Source organism: Idiomarina sp. OT37-5b, from assembly GCF_002968395.1.
Classification (GTDB): domain Bacteria; phylum Pseudomonadota; class Gammaproteobacteria; order Enterobacterales; family Alteromonadaceae; genus Idiomarina; species Idiomarina aquatica.
In genome coordinates, this window is the sequence record NZ_CP027188.1 from 726,637 (window position 1) to 746,664 (window position 20,028).

Genomic DNA, 20,028 nt, shown 5'->3' on the forward strand with positions numbered 1-20,028 from the left:
CCATGAAAAAGCTGTTAATCAACACATTGTTGTTTTTCTTCGTGCTGACTGCCAGCGCCCGAGCCGGCGTCCTGGAGATCGTCATTACCGAAGGTATGGACACCGCCAGACCGATTGCGGTTGTACCTTTTAAATGGCTGGGTGACGGCCCGGCTCCGGGTAATCTGACCGACGTCATCGCCGCCGACCTAACCCGCAGTGGTAAATTTAATCCGATCCCGCAGTCGGCAATGCCACAGCAACCGGCGAACGACGGCGAGCTGGATTATTCCGCCTGGGCGAAACTGGGCGTTGAAGCGGTGTTGATGGGCACCATTGAACCCTATTCGGTCGACCGTTACATGGTCAAATTTCAGTTGGTGGACGTGCTGCGCGGACAAATCACCGGCGGTAACGCGCAAATGCTGCGCGACGGTCAACTGGTAAAAAGTAACGACCACATTCTTGATGCCCGTAGCTCGGTCATCGACGGTGATCAGTTCCGTCAGTACTCGCACCGCATTTCGGACGTCGTCTACGAGGCCTTAACGGGCGAACGCGGCGCGTTCATGACCCGCATCGCCTACGTTACCGTCAATCATGACGACCAGTATCCCTACAAACTGATGGTCGCGGACTACGATGGCGCCAATGAAAAAATATTACTGCGTAGCCCGGAACCATTGATGTCACCGTCGTGGTCTCCGGACGGCAATAAGTTGGCTTATGTCAGTTTCGAGAACGAAACCGCAGAAATTTTCATTCAGGACATTTACACGACGCGTCGGGAAAAATTAACTTCGTTCCCGGGCATCAACGGTAACCCGGTATTCTCGCCGGACGGTAAGAAAATGGCGATGGTATTGTCGAAAGACGGCAACCCGGAACTGTACGTGATGGACCTGGCGACTAAAAACTTGCAACGTGTGACACGGAATCGTACGATTGATACCGAGCCTAGTTGGACGCCTGACAGTAAATCGCTGGTATTTACGTCAGAAAGGGGTGGCAGACCACAACTTTATAGCGTAAATTTAGATTCAGGTCAGGTACGCCGGTTAACGTTCGAAGGTGAGCAAAACTTAGGTGGTACAGTTGCGCCAAGCGGTGATTCGATGATTTTGGTCAATCGCACCCGCGGCAACTATCACATCGCTCGCCAAGAGTTTCCACGGGGTACCATGCAAGTGCTGACCAAAACGTTTTTGGACGAATCGCCAAGCATTGCGCCAAACGGCAGTATGGTGATTTACAGCACGACCCATAATGATAAGCAGGTGTTGGCGCTGGTATCGACGGATGGTCGCTTTAAGGCCCGGTTACCGGCATCGGATGGTGAAGTTAAGTCGCCGTCCTGGTCACCCTTTATGTAGTAATTTGCAATACAATAAACCACTTGGTTTGACTCGAAAATATAAGGATTAAAAGGATGCAGCTGAACAAACTCTTAAAAGCTCTGGCAATTGCTGTACCAATGGCAACTTTGGCCGCTTGTAGCTCTAACCAGTCTACTGACGCCGGTGCAGGCTCAGGTCAGCAGACTAACGAAGCGTCTGACCAGGACTCAGGATCAGGTGTTCAGGTTGGTGCTGCGGACCGTCAGAAGACACCTGAAGAAATCCGTGAAGAGCAGATGGAAGCGCTGCGTAAAGAGCACATCGTCTACTTCGCATTTGATAAATCAAACATCCAGTCTGAGTACGCTGAGTTGTTAGCTGCACACGCAGATTACCTGGTGAAAAACCCGAACGTTAGCGTCGTTATCGAAGGTCACGCCGACGAGCGCGGTACACCTGAGTACAACATCGCGTTGGGCGAGCGTCGTGCCAAAGCGGTTCAGAGCTACCTGGAAAACCTGGGTGTTCAGGACTCACAAATCTCAACCGTATCTTACGGTGAAGAAAAGCCGATGGTTAATGCCTCTACTGAGAGCGCATACGCGAAAAACCGTCGTGCCGTTCTTGTTTACTAATCACTGTTAGTAGCCGTATTCAACGATGTTGAAAAAAACGCTTATTGCGATAGCGATACTGGTGCCGGGTGTTTCACTGGCACAGGCACCAGTGTCTAGTCTTTCCGACTCAGCAGGCTCGCTGGAACAGCGCCTGGCTACCATCGAACGAATGATGGAAGCCCGCCAGGGTGCGCAACTCGAGATGCTGAATCAACTCAATAACCTGCAGCAGGACGTCGCTGAACTGCGCGGTATCACCGAAGAACACGAATACCGTCTAGAGCAGTTACTGCAACGTCAGCGCGAGATCTATCAGGAAATCGACCGCCGCTTCAGCCAACTGAATAGCCAGGGCAACAGTTCAGGCAGTAATTTCAGCACGGCACAGCAAGTTCCGGTCAATACCGATTCCGGTAGCTCGTCGTCTAACGGTTATTCGTCAAACCTTAGCGAAAACGATGCCTACGATCGGGCCATTGCATTGGTGCTGGAAGACAAGCGCTACGATGCGGCGATACCGGCGTTTGAGCAGTTTGTCGAACAGTTCCCTAACTCCAGTTATCTGCCTAACGCGCATTATTGGTTAGGTCAGTTGCAGTTTGCGCAGCAGCAATACGATGCCGCCAAACAGCATTTTGAAACGGTGGTTAAGGACTTCCCTGAGAGCAACAAACGCGCGGACTGTATTCTGAAGCTGGGTGTGATTGCGTCAGAGCAGGGTAAGTCGGCCGATGCTAAGCAGTATTATCAGCAAGTGGTGGAAGAATACCCGGATAGTACTGAAGCAAATTTAGCCAAACAGCGTCTTAAGTAGTAACAGTTAGGTAACAACTGCTGGCGAAATAAGCAGTCGAACAAAAAACTGAAATTATCAGTTGCATCACAGCGTTATTTAAGTAAACTATGCCGCCGTTGCCAAGGAGAAAAGCGCAGTCTTTTCGGTACTTGTAACCAAGTTATTGGCAGCGGCGTTTTAAATGTGGGTTGTTAGCTCAGTTGGTAGAGCAGTTGACTTTTAATCAATTGGTCGCAGGTTCGAATCCTGCACAACCCACCACGTTCTCTTCAAGTGTAGTTTGTGCGGCTGGCACAAGAACAAATCTGAATATGGGTTGTTAGCTCAGTTGGTAGAGCAGTTGACTTTTAATCAATTGGTCGCAGGTTCGAATCCTGCACAACCCACCATTTCCCTTTATCAAGATTCCGCTTAAGCCTTTAGCGCTTGGCACCGCCTTTGGCGGTTTGCCTGAAGCTGCTTGCTGCGCTCGCAGCTAGCTCGGCGCGGTCTTCGCCCGCTTGCCTGGCGCGCCAAAGGCGCTTGCAAACACCTGCGACAAGCCTCCTTGCGCCGTAAGCGCAAGTAACGGCTTTATGCAAGGCGCTTCGCGCCGCCAGGCAAGTGGGTGAAGCCCACGCCAAGCAAGGCACTGCGAAGCACGTGCCGCTAAGCAAGCCGCCGCAGGCGGCGCCAAGCTGTAAACCCCATTGAAATCCGCTATAATCAACCCAACGTATAGATAACACCCGAAACAGCGATGTAGGTAGTATGTCAGCAATTCAGACCCTAGATACATTGGATTACGCTTTTCCGGCCAAGCCGAAGCCATTATCCGATGAACAAAAAGCACAATACCGTGCCAAGATTAAAGAATTATTACAGCAGCGTAACGCCGTGCTGGTCGCGCACTATTACACCGACCCGGAAATCCAGTCACTGGCTGAAGAAACCGGCGGTTGTGTTGCCGACTCACTGGAGATGGCGCGTTTCGGCCGTGATCACGAAGCACAGACGCTGATCGTTGCCGGCGTTCGCTTTATGGGTGAAACCGCAAAAATTCTGACGCCGCAGAAAACCGTGCTGATGCCAACGCTGAAAGCCGAATGTTCGCTGGACCTGGGTTGCCCGCCGGATAAGTTCTCGGCGTTCTGTGATGAGCATCCGGACCGTACCGTGGTGGTTTACGCCAATACCTCGGCGGCGGTAAAAGCCCGTGCCGACTGGGTAGTGACCTCCAGCATGGCGCTGGAACTGGTTGAGCACCTGGACAGTAAGGGCGAGAAGATCCTGTGGGGGCCTGACCGTCATCTGGGTAACTACATTCAGAAGCAAACCGGTGCCGATATGGTGATGTGGCAGGGTGCGTGTGTGGTGCATGACGAGTTTAAAGCGAAAGCGCTGCTGGATCTGAAAAAAGTCCACCCGGACGCGGCCATTCTGGTACACCCGGAATCGCCACAGAACATCGTTGATATGGCCGATGCGGTGGGCTCAACGTCGCAGTTGATCAAAGCCAGCCAGGAGTTGCCGAACGATACCTTTATCGTCGCCACCGACCGCGGTATTTTCTATAAAATGCAGCAGTTGCAGCCGCACAAGACCTTCCTGGAAGCGCCAACAGCCGGTAACGGTGCCACGTGCCGCAGTTGTGCACACTGCCCGTGGATGGCCATGAACGGCCTGGTTGCGATCGCCGAAGCGTTGGAACACGGTGGCGAAAGCCACGAGATTCATGTCGATGCAGAGCTGGGTAAGCAGGCAATGATCCCACTCGACCGAATGCTCGCCTTCAGCGCCACCCTGAAGTAGGTCGCGCCTTCGGCGCCCTCTGCGGTGAAAAGATCTTTTATGTTCACCGCAGAGGGCACGGAGAGCGCAGAGGTTTTTAATTTTAAAACGAACAGCTTCCCGGACCATATCACCACCGCTGCTGGTGGTGGGCGCTTGGCCCGCCCTCAAAACCAAAGCCAGAACGATTGGGTTTTCCATATTAAGAGGTTTTCTCCGCGCTCTCAGCGGCCTCTGCGGTGAAACGTTTTAACAACGTGCGCCGGAGGCGCACGCTACAGGGCGTTCAAATGCGCGGCGGCTTTTTCCATCGGTTGTGCCAGGCCTTCAACACGGAACGACACGCGGCCTTCGCGGTCCAGTACCGTTACCAGATTACTGTGGTCAAAATTGCCGTCGTCACGCTTGCGGTAACGCACCCCCAGCACCGTCGCCAGACCACGAATGTCGGCGTCATTACCGTGCAGGAATAACCAACGGTCGTTGTCCAGCCCATAGTTCTCGGTATAGGCGCGCATCACCTCCGGCGTATCCCGCTCACTGTCCAGACTGACCATCACCAACCGCACCTGCTGTTGCAGTTGCGGGTCCAGTAACTGATACAGCCGCTTAACGTCATTCACCAGCACCGGGCAGGCGGTGGTGCAACTGCCGTAAAACAAGGTAACGATGGCCGGCTGGCCCTGTAAATCCCGTAACGCCAGTGACTGACCCAACTGCGTCGTCCACTGACCCTGTAACTGATACACCGAATGCTCCGCCATCGGCTCGGCCGCCTGCGGATGCTGGCTGTGATGCTGATGATGGCTATGATCCTGCGCCATCGCCGGCGCCAACAGACTCAGTGAGGCCGCAGCGGCCCATAGTAAGGTTTTCATGGTTCATTCCTCTGGTCGTAGGCGCAACGAAAACCGAGCGTACTGGTGGTGTTCTGCGCGGCGTAGTCGCTGCGTGATTGATAACGAAAGAAGGTGGCGTAATTGGCCTGATTAAACTTCGCCAGAAAGCGCGCGCTGTCGCCACAGGATCCGGACAGCACATCCACCTCGTCGCCACTTTGAATCAGCAGTTGGAAATCTTCCACCCACTCGTTGATGCGGCCATGCATATGCGCCAACTGCTGAGCATCGGCAGCCACCGGCTGCTGTTGCGACGCGCCCGGGTTGGAATACCAGGCAAACAACTGGCGCGCATAATCCTCATCCGTTAAGCCCTGTTGCTGGCGGTACAGCACCGAGGCGTATTCCCATTCGTTTAACGTCGGCAGGCGTCCGCCCTGTGCCTCACAGTAAGCCCGCGCGGCAAACCAGGACACATAGGTCACCGGTGCATCGTGCTGTTGCTCGGTTATCACCGTGTCGGCCGGCCAGTGCGACAAGTACGAGCCATCGTGAAACAACGCGGCAATGTTACCGCGTTGCCAGTCGGGCTGTGCCTGCACAAACGTTAAAAACTGATGGTTAGTGACCGGGGTGGCATCCAGCCAGAACGTCTCCACCGCAATCGACGGGGTATCGCTGTCGAGCAATACCGGCGTGTCAAACAAACCGCCGGGTATCTTTACCGGTTCGGCAGCACCCATTACAGGTGCTGCGAACGCCACGGCACATAACCCTATGCCCAGCCACTTCATCATCGTTACCTCCTAGTCTTTGCGCGGACCGGCAATTAAGGCACCGGCAGCACCGCGTTCCGCATCGGCAAACTCATGGTCAACCAGCTTATAGACGCCTTCTTCCGGCACGATAAAGTCCATGGTGGCGCTGTTGCTGGCACCCAGCAGCACGGTTTGCATGCCGTACCATTCGTTGCGCGGATCGCCTTCGTACCAGACGCGGTCAAAAATGGCACCGATCACGTGGAAGCTGGAAGTACCTGACGGGCCGGCATTCAACACATGCAGACGCACGCGGTCACCTTCGTTAGCGCGCAGCGGGGTATCGCTCAGCGCACCGACATGGCCGTTAAAGGTGACATGGCTTGGGTCACGAGCCAGTGCGGCACTGTGGTTGTAAATGTACTGACCGTTCATTTCTTCCAGATAATGCTCGGACTGCACCAGCACGTACTCGTGGTCGACATCGTCATCGGTCGGATAACCGTCTTTCGGTGACACCACAACGGCGCCGTACTGACCCATCGCCGTGTGCATTAACACGCTGGAGGTACCGCAGTGATACATATAAGTGCCCGGGTAGTTGGCGATCCATTCAAACTCGATGGTTTCGCCCGGCGAAATGGTCCGCCATTTGTCTTCGGCCGCTACCGTACCGCTGTGGAAGTCCATCGAATGCGGCATTGGGTTAACCACCGGCTTGTTGTTCTGATACAGGTTGGCCTGCAATTGGCTGAAGAACGGGGCGCCGTCTTTCACCGGCTCGGTGATCACCACTTCTTTGTCGGAGCGGTTTTTCATTTTGAACACCACGCGGTCACCCTCGCGGACGTGCAACACCGGCCCTGGTACGGTACCGCCGAAGGTCCATGCGGAATAGCTCACGCCCGGTGCGACTTCGACCTGTTGTGAGAACACATCAACGCGCACGTCGTGGGTTTTATTACCGACATAATCCAGTTTCGCCAAATGGGGTACCGCGGTTAAATAGTCACCTACCACCGCCGGGCCATTGTAGTCTTCGCGGTAAACCTTGGCTTCCGGTAAACCGTACACGCGGCCGTCGATGACGTATTCGCTGTCGTGCACTAAGGTCGGCTTGCTGTCATTGGCATAGCTGGCTGGAACAACGGCTGCCAGTAACGCAGCAGTAAGAGCGGATAAAGCGATTGTTTTCATGATGACATTCCTTTCGTCGTTGAAAAAATAACCAAAAGTTGATTTAGCGCAAAGACGCTACCGCGCCGGCATCGGTTTTTTCCTGGCCACCGGCTAAGTCCAGATTGATGTAGTTGGCAATGGCCGCCACATCGTCATTGCTGAGGTAGTTCATTGGCGGCATAAAGCCGTTGTAAGTAACACCGTTAACCTCCAGCGCACCGGACTTACCTTTCAGCACCGCGTCGATGATGCGTTGTGGCTGATCGACCAGGTTGGGGTTACCGGCCAGCGGCGGGAACACACCGCTCAAGCCTTTACCGCCGGCCTGGTGACAGGCCTGACAATGCTTGGCAAACAGCGCTTTACCGTCGGCAGCGGCAGCCGGTGCCGGCAGAACCGTAAGCAGGCCCATGGCGCAGACAGAAGCAACAGCAAGAAAGCGAAATAATTTCGGAGATTGACTCATGATGACACCTTTAAGGTTGTTCAAAAGATGTCATTAAAATGACGCCGTTATGCGCATTTGGCGAGTGAAATGAAGGAGTATTCCGGGGCTACTCCCAAGGGGATAATGGCGATTATTCAACAAATCTATTACATTTAACGGCTTTCGCATGATAATCTAGCTTAAATGAATAATCATTCATTGGAGCTTTGTATGAGTTTGTATCAGCATGACGACGTGCGCGATAACTGCGGCTTCGGTTTAATTGCCGACATCAACGGCGCCGCCCGTCATGACCTCATCAGTACCGCCGTAACCGGACTGGACCGTATGCAACACCGTGGCGGTATTGGCGCCGACGGTAAAACCGGCGACGGCTGTGGGCTGTTGCTGCAGATGCCGGAGCAGTTTTTCCGCGATTACGCCAAAGCCCAGGGGTGGGGACTGAGCAAAAAGTTTGCTGTCGGAACGGTGTTTTTTGCCCGCAACCGTGACCAGCGCGAAGCCGCCCGTACCCTGATCCAACAGGAATTGCAGAAAGAAACCCTCGAAGTAACCGGCTGGCGTAAGGTGCCGACCAACAACGACGTGCTCGGTGAGGGCGCCAAACAATCAGAACCGGTGATCGAACAGGTACTGGTGTCGGCGCCGCCGGGGTGGCGTAAAAAAGACATCGAACGACGGCTGTACATGGCCCGTCGCCGCGTCGAAAAGCACATCAGCGACCCGGATACCCTCTACATTGCTTCGCTGTCCAGCTTGTTGCTGGTTTACAAAGGGCTGATGATGGCCGGTGATCTGCCGCGCTACTTTCCGGATCTGGCCGATCCGGCGTTAAAAACCAGCATTTGTCTGTTTCATCAGCGCTTTTCCACCAATACCCAGCCGCGCTGGCACTTAGCACAGCCGTTCCGCTTTCTTGCCCACAACGGCGAAATCAACACCATCCGCGGCAACCGCCAGTGGGCGAAAGCCCGCGCTTACAAGTTGCAGACCCCGTTGTTGCCGGATTTACAGGACGCTGCCCCGATCGTGGGCATGAGCGGCTCCGACTCGGCGTCACTGGATAACATGCTGGAATTGCTGCTGGCCGGCGGCATGGACTTGTTCCGCGCCATGCGGTTGCTGATCCCGCCGGCGTGGCAGGGCGATAACACCATGAGCGAAGAAATGCGTGCCTTCTATCAATTTAACGCGCTGCACATGGAACCCTGGGACGGTCCGGCCGGGGTGGTCATGAGCAACGGTCGGCACGTCGCCTGCTGTCTTGACCGAAACGGCCTGCGCCCGGCGCGCTATGTACTGACCAACGACGGGGTACTGACCATCGCCTCGGAAGTGGGCATCTGGGATTACGACGAGCGCAACGTAAAGGAAAAAGGGCGCCTTGGTCCCGGCCAGATGATGGCGGTGGACACCTACACCGGTCGCATTTGGTATAACCAGGCCATCGAAGACGAATTAAAGGACCGCCACCCCTACCGCCAATGGCTGGATCAGCACCGGCGCACGCTGTTGCCGTTTGAACGTTGCAGTGCCGATAAAATCGGTGTGCGCCTATACGACGACAAAATGATGAAGGTGTTGCACAAAGCCAACCTCTATACCGAGGAAGAGCTGCAGCAGGTGGTCGCGGTACTGGCCAAAGACGCTCAGGAAGCGGTGGGTTCGATGGGCGATGATACCCCCACGGCGGTGCTGTCGCAGCAACCGCGGCTGCTGTACGACTTTTTCCGTCAACAGTTTGCCCAGGTGACCAACCCGGCCATCGACCCGATTCGGGAACGTCACGTGATGTCGCTGGCAACCATCATCGGCCGCGAGCACAATGTGTTTAACGAAGCCTCCGGTGACGCCGACCGGGTGGCGTTCGAATCGCCGATACTGATGTACACGGACCTCAAGCAACTGCGCGAAATGGACCCGACCCATTACAAACACAAAACCCTGTCGCTGGCGTTCGGTGCCGGTCAGGAAGGGCGCGCCGATGACTTACAAGGTGCGGTGACGCAATTAATTGAAAGCGCTATCACGGCGGTTCGCGACGAGCAGGTGGTCATCGTGATACTTTCCGACCGCGATTTGCAGCAAGGTCAGTTAATGATCCCGGCGGCGATGGCGGTGGGCGCGGTTCAGCAGGCGCTGGTGGATAACAACCTGCGCTGTGACTCCAACATCATCATCGAAACCGCCAGTGCCCGCGATCCGCACCACATGGCAGTGTTGCTGGGACTGGGCGCGACCGCGGTGTACCCGTATCTGGCCTATGAAACCGTCGAGCAACTGGTGCAACAGCAGCGGCTGGATCTGGAACTGCAGCAGGCGCTGATCAATTACCGCAACGGCCTCAATAAAGGCTTGCTGAAAATTCTCTCAAAAATGGGCATTTCCACCATTGCCGGTTATCGCGGCGCCTCGCTGTTTGAGGTGGTCGGCCTTGATCAACAGGTGCGTGAGCTGTGTTTTGCCAACGCCCCGGCGCGTATTGGTGGCGCGACCTTCAGCGATCTGCAGCAGGATCTGCAACAGGTGTATCAGCGCGCCTGGCTGCATCGAAAACCGCTGCCGCAGGGCGGTCTGCTCAAATACGTCCACGGCGGTGAGTACCACGCCTACAATCCGGATGTGGTGATGAGCCTGCAGAAAGCCGTCGCCAGCGGCAATCAGCAGGACTACGACACCTACGCCAAACTGGTGAACGAGCGCCCGGTCACCCATCTGCGCGATTTGCTGGCGCTTGATCGCAGCGCCTGCCAGCCGATTGAGCTAAACCGGGTAGAGCCGAAAGAACAGTTGTTCCAGCGTTTCGACACCGCCGCCATGTCGATTGGCGCGCTCAGTGCCGAAGCCCACGAGGCGCTCGCCATTGCCATGAATAAAATCGGCGGCCATTCTAACTCCGGCGAGGGCGGTGAAGATCCAAAACGCTTCAACAGCCTGAAAAACTCGCGCATCAAACAGGTTGCTTCGGGTCGTTTCGGCGTTACACCGCATTACCTGATCAATGCCGACGTGATTCAAATAAAAGTCGCCCAGGGCGCCAAGCCGGGCGAAGGCGGTCAGTTGCCGGGCGAAAAGGTCACCGCGGAAATCGCGAAACTACGCTACGCGGTACCGGGCACCACGCTGATTTCGCCGCCACCGCATCACGATATTTATTCCATCGAGGATTTAGCGCAGCTGATTTTCGACCTCAAACAAGTCAATCCCGACGCGTTGGTCAGCGTTAAGCTGGTTTCAACACCGGGTATTGGCACCATCGCCACCGGTGTGGCCAAAGCTTATGCCGATCTGATTACTGTCTCGGGCTACGACGGCGGCACCGGTGCCAGTCCGTTGACCTCGGTAAAATACGCCGGTTCGCCGTGGGAACTGGGGCTGGCCGAAGTGCATCAGGCACTGGTGACCAATAACCTGCGCCACAAAATTCGCCTGCAGGTGGACGGCGGCTTAAAAACCGGCGTCGATATTGTCAAGGCGGCCATCCTGGGTGCCGAGAGCTTTGGCTTCGGTACTGCGCCGATGATCGCGCTCGGGTGTAAGTACTTACGTATCTGCCACCTGAATAACTGTGCCACCGGTGTGGCGACGCAGGACGAAACTCTGCGCAAAGAATTTTTCCGCGGGCTGCCGGAGCGGGTGATTACCTTGTTCGAATTTGTCGCGGAAGAAGTGCGTCAGATCCTCGCCGAACTCGGCCTTAGCAAACTGACCGACGCCATTGGCCGTACCGACTTGCTCAAACGCCTGCCCGGCGACACCTTGCGTCAGCAACAGCTGGATCTCAGCCCGCTGCTGGCGGCGGCCGGCAGCCGTTCGGCGCACAGTCTGTATTGCAGCGAAAGCAATCCGCCGTACGACAGCGGCGCTTTAAACCAACGGCTGCTGGCGCTGACGCAGGATGCCATCGAGCAGCGCAGCGGCGGTAGTTGGTCATTGCCGATCCGCAATGACGACCGCTCGGTCGGAGCGCGGGTGTCCGGCTTTATCGCCTCACGGCACGGTAACCAGGGCATGGCCGCGGCGCCCATCACTCTGGACTTTACCGGTACCGCCGGGCAAAGCTTCGGTGCCTTTAATGCCGGCGGCCTGAAGCTGCGGCTAAGCGGCGACGCCAACGATTACGTCGGTAAAGGCATGGCCGGCGGGCTTATCGTCATTAAGCCAGCGGCCGGTGTGCGTTACCTCAGCCAACAGGCGACCATCATGGGTAACACCTGCCTGTACGGTGCCACCGGGGGTAAACTCTACGCCGCCGGCTGTGCCGGAGAACGCTTTGCGGTGCGCAACTCCGGTGCCACCGCGGTCGTGGAAGGCATCGGTGACAACGGCTGCGAATACATGACCGGCGGTATCGTCGTTGTGCTCGGCAGTTGCGGCATCAACTTCGGTGCCGGCATGACCGGTGGTTTCGCCTATCTGCGCGACAGTGACGGCGATCTGCACCGCCGTCTGAACCACGAACTGGTGGAAGCCGTAGCTGTTGACGCCCCCATCATCAAAGAACATTTACGCGGTTTGATCCACGAACACCATGAAGCCACCGGCAGCGCTTATTCGCAGCAGTTGCTGCAGGATTTCGAACACGTGGTCAGCGAGTTTTACATCGTCAAACCGAAAAGTGCCAACATTAAGGAGTTACTCGGCCATCGTGCACGCTCCACCGCAGAACTACGGGTCGAGGTGATGTAATGAACAAGAACATCTATCAGTTTTTAGACGTACAGCGAATCGATCCGCCCAAGCACCCGGTTGACGAGCGGCGCATCGACTTTAAGGAAATCTACGAGCCAATGTCCGAACGCCAGTTGCAGGGTCAGGCCGACCGCTGTCTGGACTGCGGCAACCCCTATTGTGAATGGCAGTGCCCGGTACACAATTACATTCCGCAATGGCTGCAACTGGCCAACGAAGGGCGGGTGCTGGAAGCCGCCGAGCTGATGCACAAAACCAATTCGTTACCGGAAGTGTGCGGTCGCGTCTGCCCGCAGGATCGCCTCTGCGAGGGTGCCTGCACACTCAACGACGGTTTTGGTGCGGTCACCATCGGCAGCATCGAAAAACAAATGGTGGACGAAGCCTTTGCTCAGGGCTGGCGGCCGGATCTCTCCGAGGTTGAGCCGCGTCCGGAAAACGTCGCCATCATCGGTGCCGGCCCCGCCGGACTCGCCTGTGCCGACGTATTGGCACGTAACGGCATTAAACCGGTGGTGTATGACCGTTACCCGGAAATCGGCGGCCTGCTGACCTATGGCATTCCGCCGTTCAAGCTGGATAAGTCGGTGATGACCTTGCGCCGCGAAATTTTCACCGACATGGGCATCGAGTTTAAGCTCGGTGTCGACGTCGGCCAGGACCTCGATTTTGCCGACCTGCTGCAGCAGCATGACGCGGTATTTCTCGCACTCGGCACCTACAAAGCGCTGGACGGTCGTTTGCAGGGGCTGGATACGCCCGGTGTCTATCCGGCCTTACCGTTTTTGATCGGCAACACCCAACGCTTACTGCAACAGCGAATGAGTGAGTACCCGCTGATTGACGTCAACAACGAGCAGGTGGTGGTGCTGGGCGGCGGTGATACCGCCATGGACTGTGTGCGCACCTCTATTCGGCAGGGCGCCCGCTCGGTGGTCTGTGCCTACCGCCGCGACGAGCAGAACATGCCCGGTTCGCGCCGTGAAGTGCAAAATGCCCGTGAAGAAGGCGTGCAGTTTGAATTTAATCTGCAACCGCTGGAAATCGTGAAAGGCGATGATGGCCGTGTCAGCGGCGTGCGCATGGTAAAAACCGAACTGGGACCGGCGGATGAAGACGGTCGGCGGCGGCCGCAGCCGGTCTCCGGTTCCGAATTTGTGATGCCCGCCAGCGCCGTCATCATTGCCTTTGGGTATCAGCCCAACCCGCCGGCGTGGCTGGCCGAACACGGCGTTAAGCTGAGCGACTGGGGCACCGTCATTGCCACCGGCGACAGCGAATTCGGCATGCAGACCAGTAACCCGAAAATCTTTGCCGGCGGTGATATGGTGCGCGGCGCCGACCTGGTGGTCACCGCCATCGCCGAAGGGCGCACCGCCGCCGAAGGCATCCTCGACTGGCTCGATCAGGCACCGCGCTAAGTCATTGCTATTGCCCCGGCTTTGCGCTATTTTCGGGGCATGAACATATTAGCGATTGGTTACGGCGACATTGCACAACGTGCGGCGCGGCTGCTGACAGCAGACGGACATCACGTGGTGGGCGTTTGTCGCCACCCTGACAATAAACCGCACATCAACGGCGTCGAGCTGATCGCCGCCGATGCCGGTAACGAGCAGGATCTGAAAAAACTGCTCTACCGGCGCGAATACGGTGCCATTCTGGTGACCCTGACGCCGTCGGAATACAGCGCCGAAGGCTATCGTCAGGGTTACGTGGTGCCGTGCCGGCATTTGCAGCACGTCATCAACGGGCTGGACTACTCACCGTATATCATTTATCTGTCCAGCACCGGCGTTTATGGCCAGCAGCAGGGCGAATGGGTGGACGAAGACTCGCCGACCAAGCCCGCCAGCGACGCCGGTAAGATGCTGTTGCAGGCGGAGCGGCTGATCGCCGATTTACCGGTTACCAGCACCATTTTGCGCTGCAGCGGTATTTACGGCGAGGGGCGGGACTTTCTGCTGCGGCAATTGCAACAACACAACGTGACCCTGCGCGACAGCTGGACCAACCGCATTCATCAGGACGATGTCGCGCGCTTTATTGAGTTCATCGTTAAAAACCCCGAGAAACGCGCGCCGCTCTACCTGCTCAGCGACGACGCCCCAACCAAACAGTACGAAGTGTACCAATGGCTGGCGCATCAACTGCAACTGGAAGTGTCCTCCGAGGTTGAACCGGGGCCGGGACCCAGAGGGTCCAAACGTTGCAACAACAAAAAACTGCGGGCCAGCGGTTTTAGCTTAAAACATCCCGACTTTAAAAGCGGCTACCAGGCAATGCTCAAGGATTCACTGTAGCGTTTATCCCGCCTACTGTTGCGTCTATAACTTTTATTAAAAATACGTCTTAGTACGGATTGCTATTAGGCCTACAGCCCAATAGGATTGCCGCAATGCGGTAATCTGGAGCAGTAGGTCATGCGACTGAATAAAACCTTTTTAGCCTCTTATGCGCTGACCGCGGGCGTGCTCACAACACTGCTTGGCGTGATAGGCATTGTTGTTTCCTTTATTACGCCACTGTTCAATCAGCTGCCGCTGTTCGACTTCTTTTCGGCGTTTACCGGTTTGCTGGTCGGTGGCGCACTGATTGCCGGTACCCTCAACATGCGTGCCTTACTGCGTCTGTGCGGTGCTCTCCTGCTACTGTATTCGCTGATGATGCTATTCGGTGTGCTGCGCGATATCGACCCCGGCTACCATCAAATCCCGCCGTTAATGGCGCTTAATTTGGGCGTGCTGTCATTAAGTTTCCTCTGTTACCGGGCGTTTAAACACTGCTGGATGATCTGCGTGCCCAGCGCCTTATTCTGTGCACTGCTCGGTGTGTACTACGTGGTCAAGCTGTGGGCCTTCAATGACATCGTATCCGCGCAGTCGAACCTGTTTGAGGTGTCGGTGTACGGGCTGATGATGGTGGTCGTTGGGGTGACGCCGCTGCTGTGGCATAAAATCGACGTCAGAAACGCCCGCCTAACCTGGCGCGCCAGTTCGGCAGCCATCATCGCGGTTTGTACCTGCGTGGCCGGCCTGTGGTTTTATCAGTCTGGTTCATTACTGCAGTCGCTGGAGCAGCGCGGCCGGGTGTCGGCCGAGCAGACCGGGCGCGCGATCAATACCGCGTTCACGAACCATTACGGCACCCTCAGTCGGTTGGCGGAGCGGGTTGTCGCAGCGCCACAACCGCGTTTTAACACACTGGTCGAAGAAAGCCAGCGCTTGTACGACGACTTCCCGCTGCTGGATGCGGTCATGTTGTTACAAGGCGATGACATTCGTTGGCACAGCGGCAGTAAAGCCGGTGCCAATTATGAGCACATCATGCAGCCGGAATTTCAGACCTGGCGGTTAAACCTCAGCGACCAAATCAGCATCGAGAACAGCTCCAACCGTCAGCATCGCAGTGTGGTGTTGGGGTTCCGGGCGGACGACGCGGGCGACCCGCTGCAGGCGTTGTATTTCTTTGATATGGAACTGGTGCTCAGTAAGTTATCCGGTGGTATGGCCGATGAATACAGCAACGTCATCCGGTTGCGTAATGACACCCTGTTGTCCACCCGGGCGTTACCGGACAACAGTGAGGAACTGGAACGCATCATCAACGACAGTACCGTGGTGGTGGAATACGCGTACAAACTCAGCAACGGTTACCCGTTGAGTCTTTATGCGGTATTGACTGACTACAGCAGCTTTCTACAGTCAATTCGGGTAAAACAACTGGTACTGTTAGCCGGCGCTATTTTTGCCACCATCATGGGCTTTGCACTGGCCAGTAACCGCCGCATTAAAGAGCAGGACGAAACGCTGACCAACCTTGCGACACGCGATGACGTAACGCAGCTGTACCGACGGCTGTTTATCGAAAAGCGCATCAACAGTTGCATGCAGGAATACGAGCAACCGGGTTGGGTGTTCTTTATCGACCTGGACGGTTTTAAACCCATCAACGACAGCCTTGGGTTTCGCATCGGTAACCTGGTGCTCAAGGAAGTTGCTCTGCGCTTAAGCGGTGACGCCGGTAAAGGGGTGTGGTTCGGGCGTTTCAGCAGCGACGAATTTATTGTTTTTGTCGAACATCGCGCGCGCTTTGACAGCCAGATTTACGCCAAAAACCTGCTGATGCGGGTGCGCGAGCGGCTGGTCATCGAAGAATTCTCGCTGTCGCTGACCGCCAGTATCGGCATTTATAAAATCGACAACTCTGAGCTCGACGCCAGTGAGGTCATCCAGCGCGCCGATGTTGCCATGAGCAGTGCCAAAGCCAGTGGCGGCAACGGCTATCGCACCTACCGGGATTACATGGCGCGCCATTACGAGCAAGCGCTGATGTTGCGTAACCAGTTACAGGACGCACTCGATCAGCGGCAAATCACCGTGCATTATCAGCCGATCATTAATGCCGCCAGTGGCCGTATCGAGTCGGTTGAGGCGCTAGCGCGCTGGCAGCGCAGCGACGGCCATTGGGTGTCACCGATGGTGTTTATTCCCATTGCCGAACAAACCGGGCAAATCATTCAGTTGGGCCGGCAAATTCAGGAGCAGGCGCTGCGGGAGATCAAACCGCTGTGCGAAGCCTATGGCGTATCGCTGGCCATCAATCTGTCATCGCAACAGTTTCAGCATAAAGCGGTGCTGGCAGAACTGAACTCGCAAATCGAGCACGTGAAATTCCCGTACGACAAGCTCCATCTGGAGCTGACCGAAAGCATCGCCTTAACCGACTTACGGCTGATCAGCGACAAACTGGCACTGCTGCGCGAGCGCGGCGTGAAAATTGCCATCGATGACTTTGGTACCGGTTACTCGAGCCTGGCGTACATCAGCAAACTGCCGGTCGACATCATTAAGCTGGATCGCATATTTACCCGCGAAGTAACGTCGGCCAATGGTCATTATCCACTGCTGGAGTCGATCCTGAGTCTGCTGAAGGCGGTCAACAAACACATCATCATCGAGGGCATCGAAACCGCCGAGCAAAAAGCCTTTTTCAGCAAGAAAGGCTGTGATGCGATGCAAGGGTATTACTTCAGTAAGCCTTGCGACCTGGCGAGTCTAGAAAAGAAAATGACGTCAATTGACGTTATTAAGTAGGGGTCACTCGGCGACAACGAACCATTATTGCATTATAAAGCTCATTTGATTATGTTGCCCTCGTGTTAACAGGAGGGTTGAAATGGTCAATGGATTGAGCATGCAGAAGCTGGTTAACGAGCTGAAAGGGAACGTTCATTCAAGTCGTTTTGAACAGCTGTTCAGCGAAAAAACCGAGCGCCTCAGCGGGCCGCAAAAACTGCAACTGAAACTGCGTCTTAACGAGTTAACTAAGCCCGCCACCGAAACCATCGATCTGCGCCGCAAAGTGCCGGGGCCGGTGGAGGTTTACCCGTATCATGGACGAACGCACTTCCTCGATAACGACGCCAGGAAACTGTTCACCGAGGGCCTTCGCAACAACTGCGGCATTTACACCGTCGAAACCTACCGCCGCATCATGCAGTACGTGCGAGAACAGCAGCAAAAACGCATCAACAAACAGCGCGCCGACCATGACGGCAGTAAACTGGGCAGTTTCGTGCTGGGGCGCTATTACCGTCGCAGCGAAGAGCGCATGAACTTCGTCACCGATGTGGTGGTAAAAACCACCATCGACGGTAAGCCGGCTAAATTCAAAGCGGTCACCGTTGATATCTCATTGCAGGGCATGCAATTGAAGCTGCCCGGCACCATCCCGGTGCAAAAGCTGCAGCAGCAACGGGTGTCGGTGTACCACACCGGGCTGGCCTCCGAGTTTGTCTTTAACGGCACCCGCGCCTACGAATACCAGGTGCTCGGTACCCACAAAAAGGATAACCACAACTATTTACGACTGCGGCGGCGGGCGCTGGCCGGTGCTGATGCCCTGGATAAACTGCTCAGCGGCTTGCTCAACGGCTACAAATACCGCTACAAGGTGAACGTTGATCACGTCATCCACTCGGTTCGCTCGAAAGGCCATGAAATGCAATGGCTGCAGGCGCAGCAGGGCATTCCGCTGGTGTTTAACGGCATGCCCGAAAAAGCCGCCTACGCGATAAAAACCCAGAGCAACCAGGATCTGCTCGAGCAGATTTGCCGCCAGCAGCCGTTGCTGTTTAATGGCCTCATCAACGAACGCTGGATACGCCTTAAACTGGCTAAGCTAAGAGGCCAGAGCGAGCAGACGCGGCTGCAAATACCGTTTTACTTTGTGCAGCTTCCGGTTAAAGGCGTATTGCGGCAGTTTGCCATCCCCGGCTCGGCCATGCGTCAGCAGCCGGCGATAAAAAACATCCTTGCCGGATTAAGCCGCGCCGGCTATCCGGTGCTGTCGCTGGTGTTAAGTGTTACCTATAGCCACATCGACAAATTCTTTGTCGGGCTACTGTCCGAGTTGGAGCTGCCGGCCTGGAAAACGGTCAAAAGCGCCGAGCTTAAGCTGGCGCCACTGCGCAACTACCAAATTTTTACCCAGGGCGTAAAAGCCACCAAAGTGGTCAGCGAACACCAGCGTTTGATCCAGCTCTATACCCAGTGCGGCCTATGCAATGCGCTGTTTGTGCATCAGGACCAGCATCTGCAACGCGACATCGGGCTGGCGGCGCTGATGCCGTTTAAACACGGGTTACCTAGTTGGTTCCAGAACCCCGAGCTGTGGCTGAGCAAAAGCCATAAGATCCTCGGCGGTGAAAAGTTCGAGCAGGAGTTGCTGCAGCGCCTTAACGATCTCAAACCCAGTGACAGCGCCAAAACCAAAACCCTGTTGCTGCGCCTCAGTCAGAGCGACGGTGATGAGGAACCGACCGTCAACGGTCGCTGGTTAAGTGATTTTGTCAGCTTTAACGAAGCCAGCCTGTACATGCAAAAACTCTATCAGCAGAAAAAGCTGTTGGCGGTAAACGTCGAGCTGTATCGCTGCAGCCGGCCGGCCATCAAAGTTTTGCGCGACGATCTAAACTACGTGCAAAGCTATCTGCCGCACCGTGCCAAAACCCTCGAGCGGCAGATCAAGTCCATCGACGCCGTCATCGGCGTGCAGGATGTGACAGCGCCGTTGCTGCGACTGGCCATGAGCGCGTAAGAAGCTTTTGTTTACTGGTCTTTTGGGTGGTTTTCTGATTATCGATACAACAGTGTGGACAAAACTTAGCATCATTAAACGTACTTTTGGCTAATTCAAGGGCGTGAAGTCCTGAATGGATATCGGCTAACCGCATTGGCATTTTTGCTTGTTTAACGAGCCGGCAAGTTGCAGTATGAATAAAGCGAGTTGGTATACCATTATCCGCCAATCCTGCGTTTATCTAATACTTCAGCATATTCAGGTTGAATCTCATAACCGATTTCAGTAACTCTATTTAGTTACTTTTAAGAGTGTTGATTAAACATTAAACGGTAGGTTGGCTATGGCGACGCCTCTTGCGGCGGTGATTACCGGCGATATTATCGGTTCGCAGCTTTAATTCGCTTAACCTTATTGGCCGAGCAGGTGGGTGTCCGCCATAGTATCGCTGTGGGCGCCATCGATAAACTCCGCGACAACGTCAAAAGCTCAACCGGCGATGCTTTTGTCCGCTCTGGGAATCGGTTGGA

Annotated in this window: 13 protein-coding genes and 2 tRNA genes; 11 read left to right on the forward strand and 4 right to left on the reverse strand. The window is 55.6% G+C overall.

Going from position 1 to position 20,028, the window contains the following annotated elements; genetic code table 11:
• Positions 1–2 precede the first annotated feature (2 nt).
• From tolB to nadA, 6 genes are all read left to right on the forward strand, one after another.
• Positions 3–1,352 carry a Tol-Pal system beta propeller repeat protein TolB gene (gene tolB, locus C5610_RS03310; protein WP_105305890.1) on the forward strand — a complete coding sequence of 450 codons (1,350 nt, stop codon included), beginning with the start codon at positions 3–5 and terminating at the stop codon, positions 1,350–1,352.
• A gap of 56 nt (positions 1,353–1,408) precedes the next feature.
• Positions 1,409–1,951: a peptidoglycan-associated lipoprotein Pal gene (gene pal / locus C5610_RS03315; protein WP_105305891.1), complete on the forward strand. Its 543-nt coding sequence runs from the start codon at positions 1,409–1,411 to the stop codon at positions 1,949–1,951.
• Between the two features lie 28 nt (positions 1,952–1,979).
• The gene (gene ybgF / locus C5610_RS03320; protein WP_105307693.1) at positions 1,980–2,747 is read left to right on the forward strand and encodes a tol-pal system protein YbgF; all 768 of its coding nucleotides are present in this window, start codon (positions 1,980–1,982) and stop codon (positions 2,745–2,747) included.
• Between the two features lie 167 nt (positions 2,748–2,914).
• A tRNA-Lys gene (locus tag C5610_RS03325) sits at positions 2,915–2,990 on the forward strand.
• A 52-nt stretch (positions 2,991–3,042) separates the two neighbouring features.
• Positions 3,043–3,118 (forward strand) — tRNA-Lys (locus C5610_RS03330).
• Positions 3,119–3,479: 361 nt separating this feature from the next.
• Positions 3,480–4,520 carry a quinolinate synthase NadA gene (nadA, locus tag C5610_RS03335; RefSeq protein WP_105305892.1) on the forward strand — a complete coding sequence of 347 codons (1,041 nt, stop codon included), beginning with the start codon at positions 3,480–3,482 and terminating at the stop codon, positions 4,518–4,520.
• A 254-nt stretch (positions 4,521–4,774) separates the two neighbouring features.
• Here nadA and C5610_RS03340 read toward each other — a convergent pair whose 3' ends face one another.
• Genes C5610_RS03340 through C5610_RS03355 form a run of 4 tightly spaced genes read right to left on the reverse strand, consistent with a single transcriptional unit; the run spans position 4,775 to position 7,741 of the window.
• Positions 4,775–5,377, reverse strand: coding sequence for an SCO family protein (locus C5610_RS03340; RefSeq protein ID WP_105305893.1), 603 nt, complete (start codon positions 5,375–5,377; stop codon positions 4,775–4,777).
• The gene (locus C5610_RS03345; RefSeq protein ID WP_105305894.1) at positions 5,374–6,135 is read right to left on the reverse strand and encodes a formylglycine-generating enzyme family protein; all 762 of its coding nucleotides are present in this window, start codon (positions 6,133–6,135) and stop codon (positions 5,374–5,376) included. The genes C5610_RS03340 and C5610_RS03345 overlap by 4 nt, the downstream gene beginning before the upstream one ends.
• A 9-nt stretch (positions 6,136–6,144) precedes the next feature.
• Positions 6,145–7,293: a multicopper oxidase domain-containing protein gene (locus C5610_RS03350; protein WP_105305895.1), complete on the reverse strand. Its 1,149-nt coding sequence runs from the start codon at positions 7,291–7,293 to the stop codon at positions 6,145–6,147.
• A gap of 43 nt (positions 7,294–7,336) precedes the next feature.
• The gene (locus tag C5610_RS03355) at positions 7,337–7,741 is read right to left on the reverse strand and encodes a c-type cytochrome (RefSeq protein WP_241970513.1); all 405 of its coding nucleotides are present in this window, start codon (positions 7,739–7,741) and stop codon (positions 7,337–7,339) included.
• Between the two features lie 192 nt (positions 7,742–7,933).
• Between C5610_RS03355 and gltB the strand changes: the two genes are divergently transcribed.
• The 5 genes from gltB (at position 7,934) to C5610_RS03380 (ending at position 19,516) form a co-directional block, all read left to right on the forward strand.
• Positions 7,934–12,412 carry a glutamate synthase large subunit gene (gltB, locus tag C5610_RS03360; protein WP_105305896.1) on the forward strand — a complete coding sequence of 1,493 codons (4,479 nt, stop codon included), beginning with the start codon at positions 7,934–7,936 and terminating at the stop codon, positions 12,410–12,412.
• Positions 12,412–13,836, forward strand: coding sequence for an FAD-dependent oxidoreductase (locus C5610_RS03365; RefSeq protein WP_105305897.1), 1,425 nt, complete (start codon positions 12,412–12,414; stop codon positions 13,834–13,836). The genes gltB and C5610_RS03365 overlap by 1 nt, the downstream gene beginning before the upstream one ends.
• A 39-nt stretch (positions 13,837–13,875) precedes the next feature.
• Entirely contained in the window at positions 13,876–14,718 is an 843-nt protein-coding gene (locus tag C5610_RS03370; RefSeq protein WP_105305898.1) for an SDR family oxidoreductase, read from the forward strand.
• 120 nt (positions 14,719–14,838) lie between these two features.
• Positions 14,839–17,511 (forward strand): putative bifunctional diguanylate cyclase/phosphodiesterase, encoded by a 2,673-nt coding sequence (locus C5610_RS03375; RefSeq protein ID WP_105305899.1) that lies wholly within the window; start codon positions 14,839–14,841, stop codon positions 17,509–17,511.
• An 82-nt stretch (positions 17,512–17,593) separates the two neighbouring features.
• Positions 17,594–19,516, forward strand: coding sequence for a PilZ domain-containing protein (locus tag C5610_RS03380; protein ID WP_105305900.1), 1,923 nt, complete (start codon positions 17,594–17,596; stop codon positions 19,514–19,516).
• The last annotated feature ends 512 nt before the right edge of the window (positions 19,517–20,028 follow it).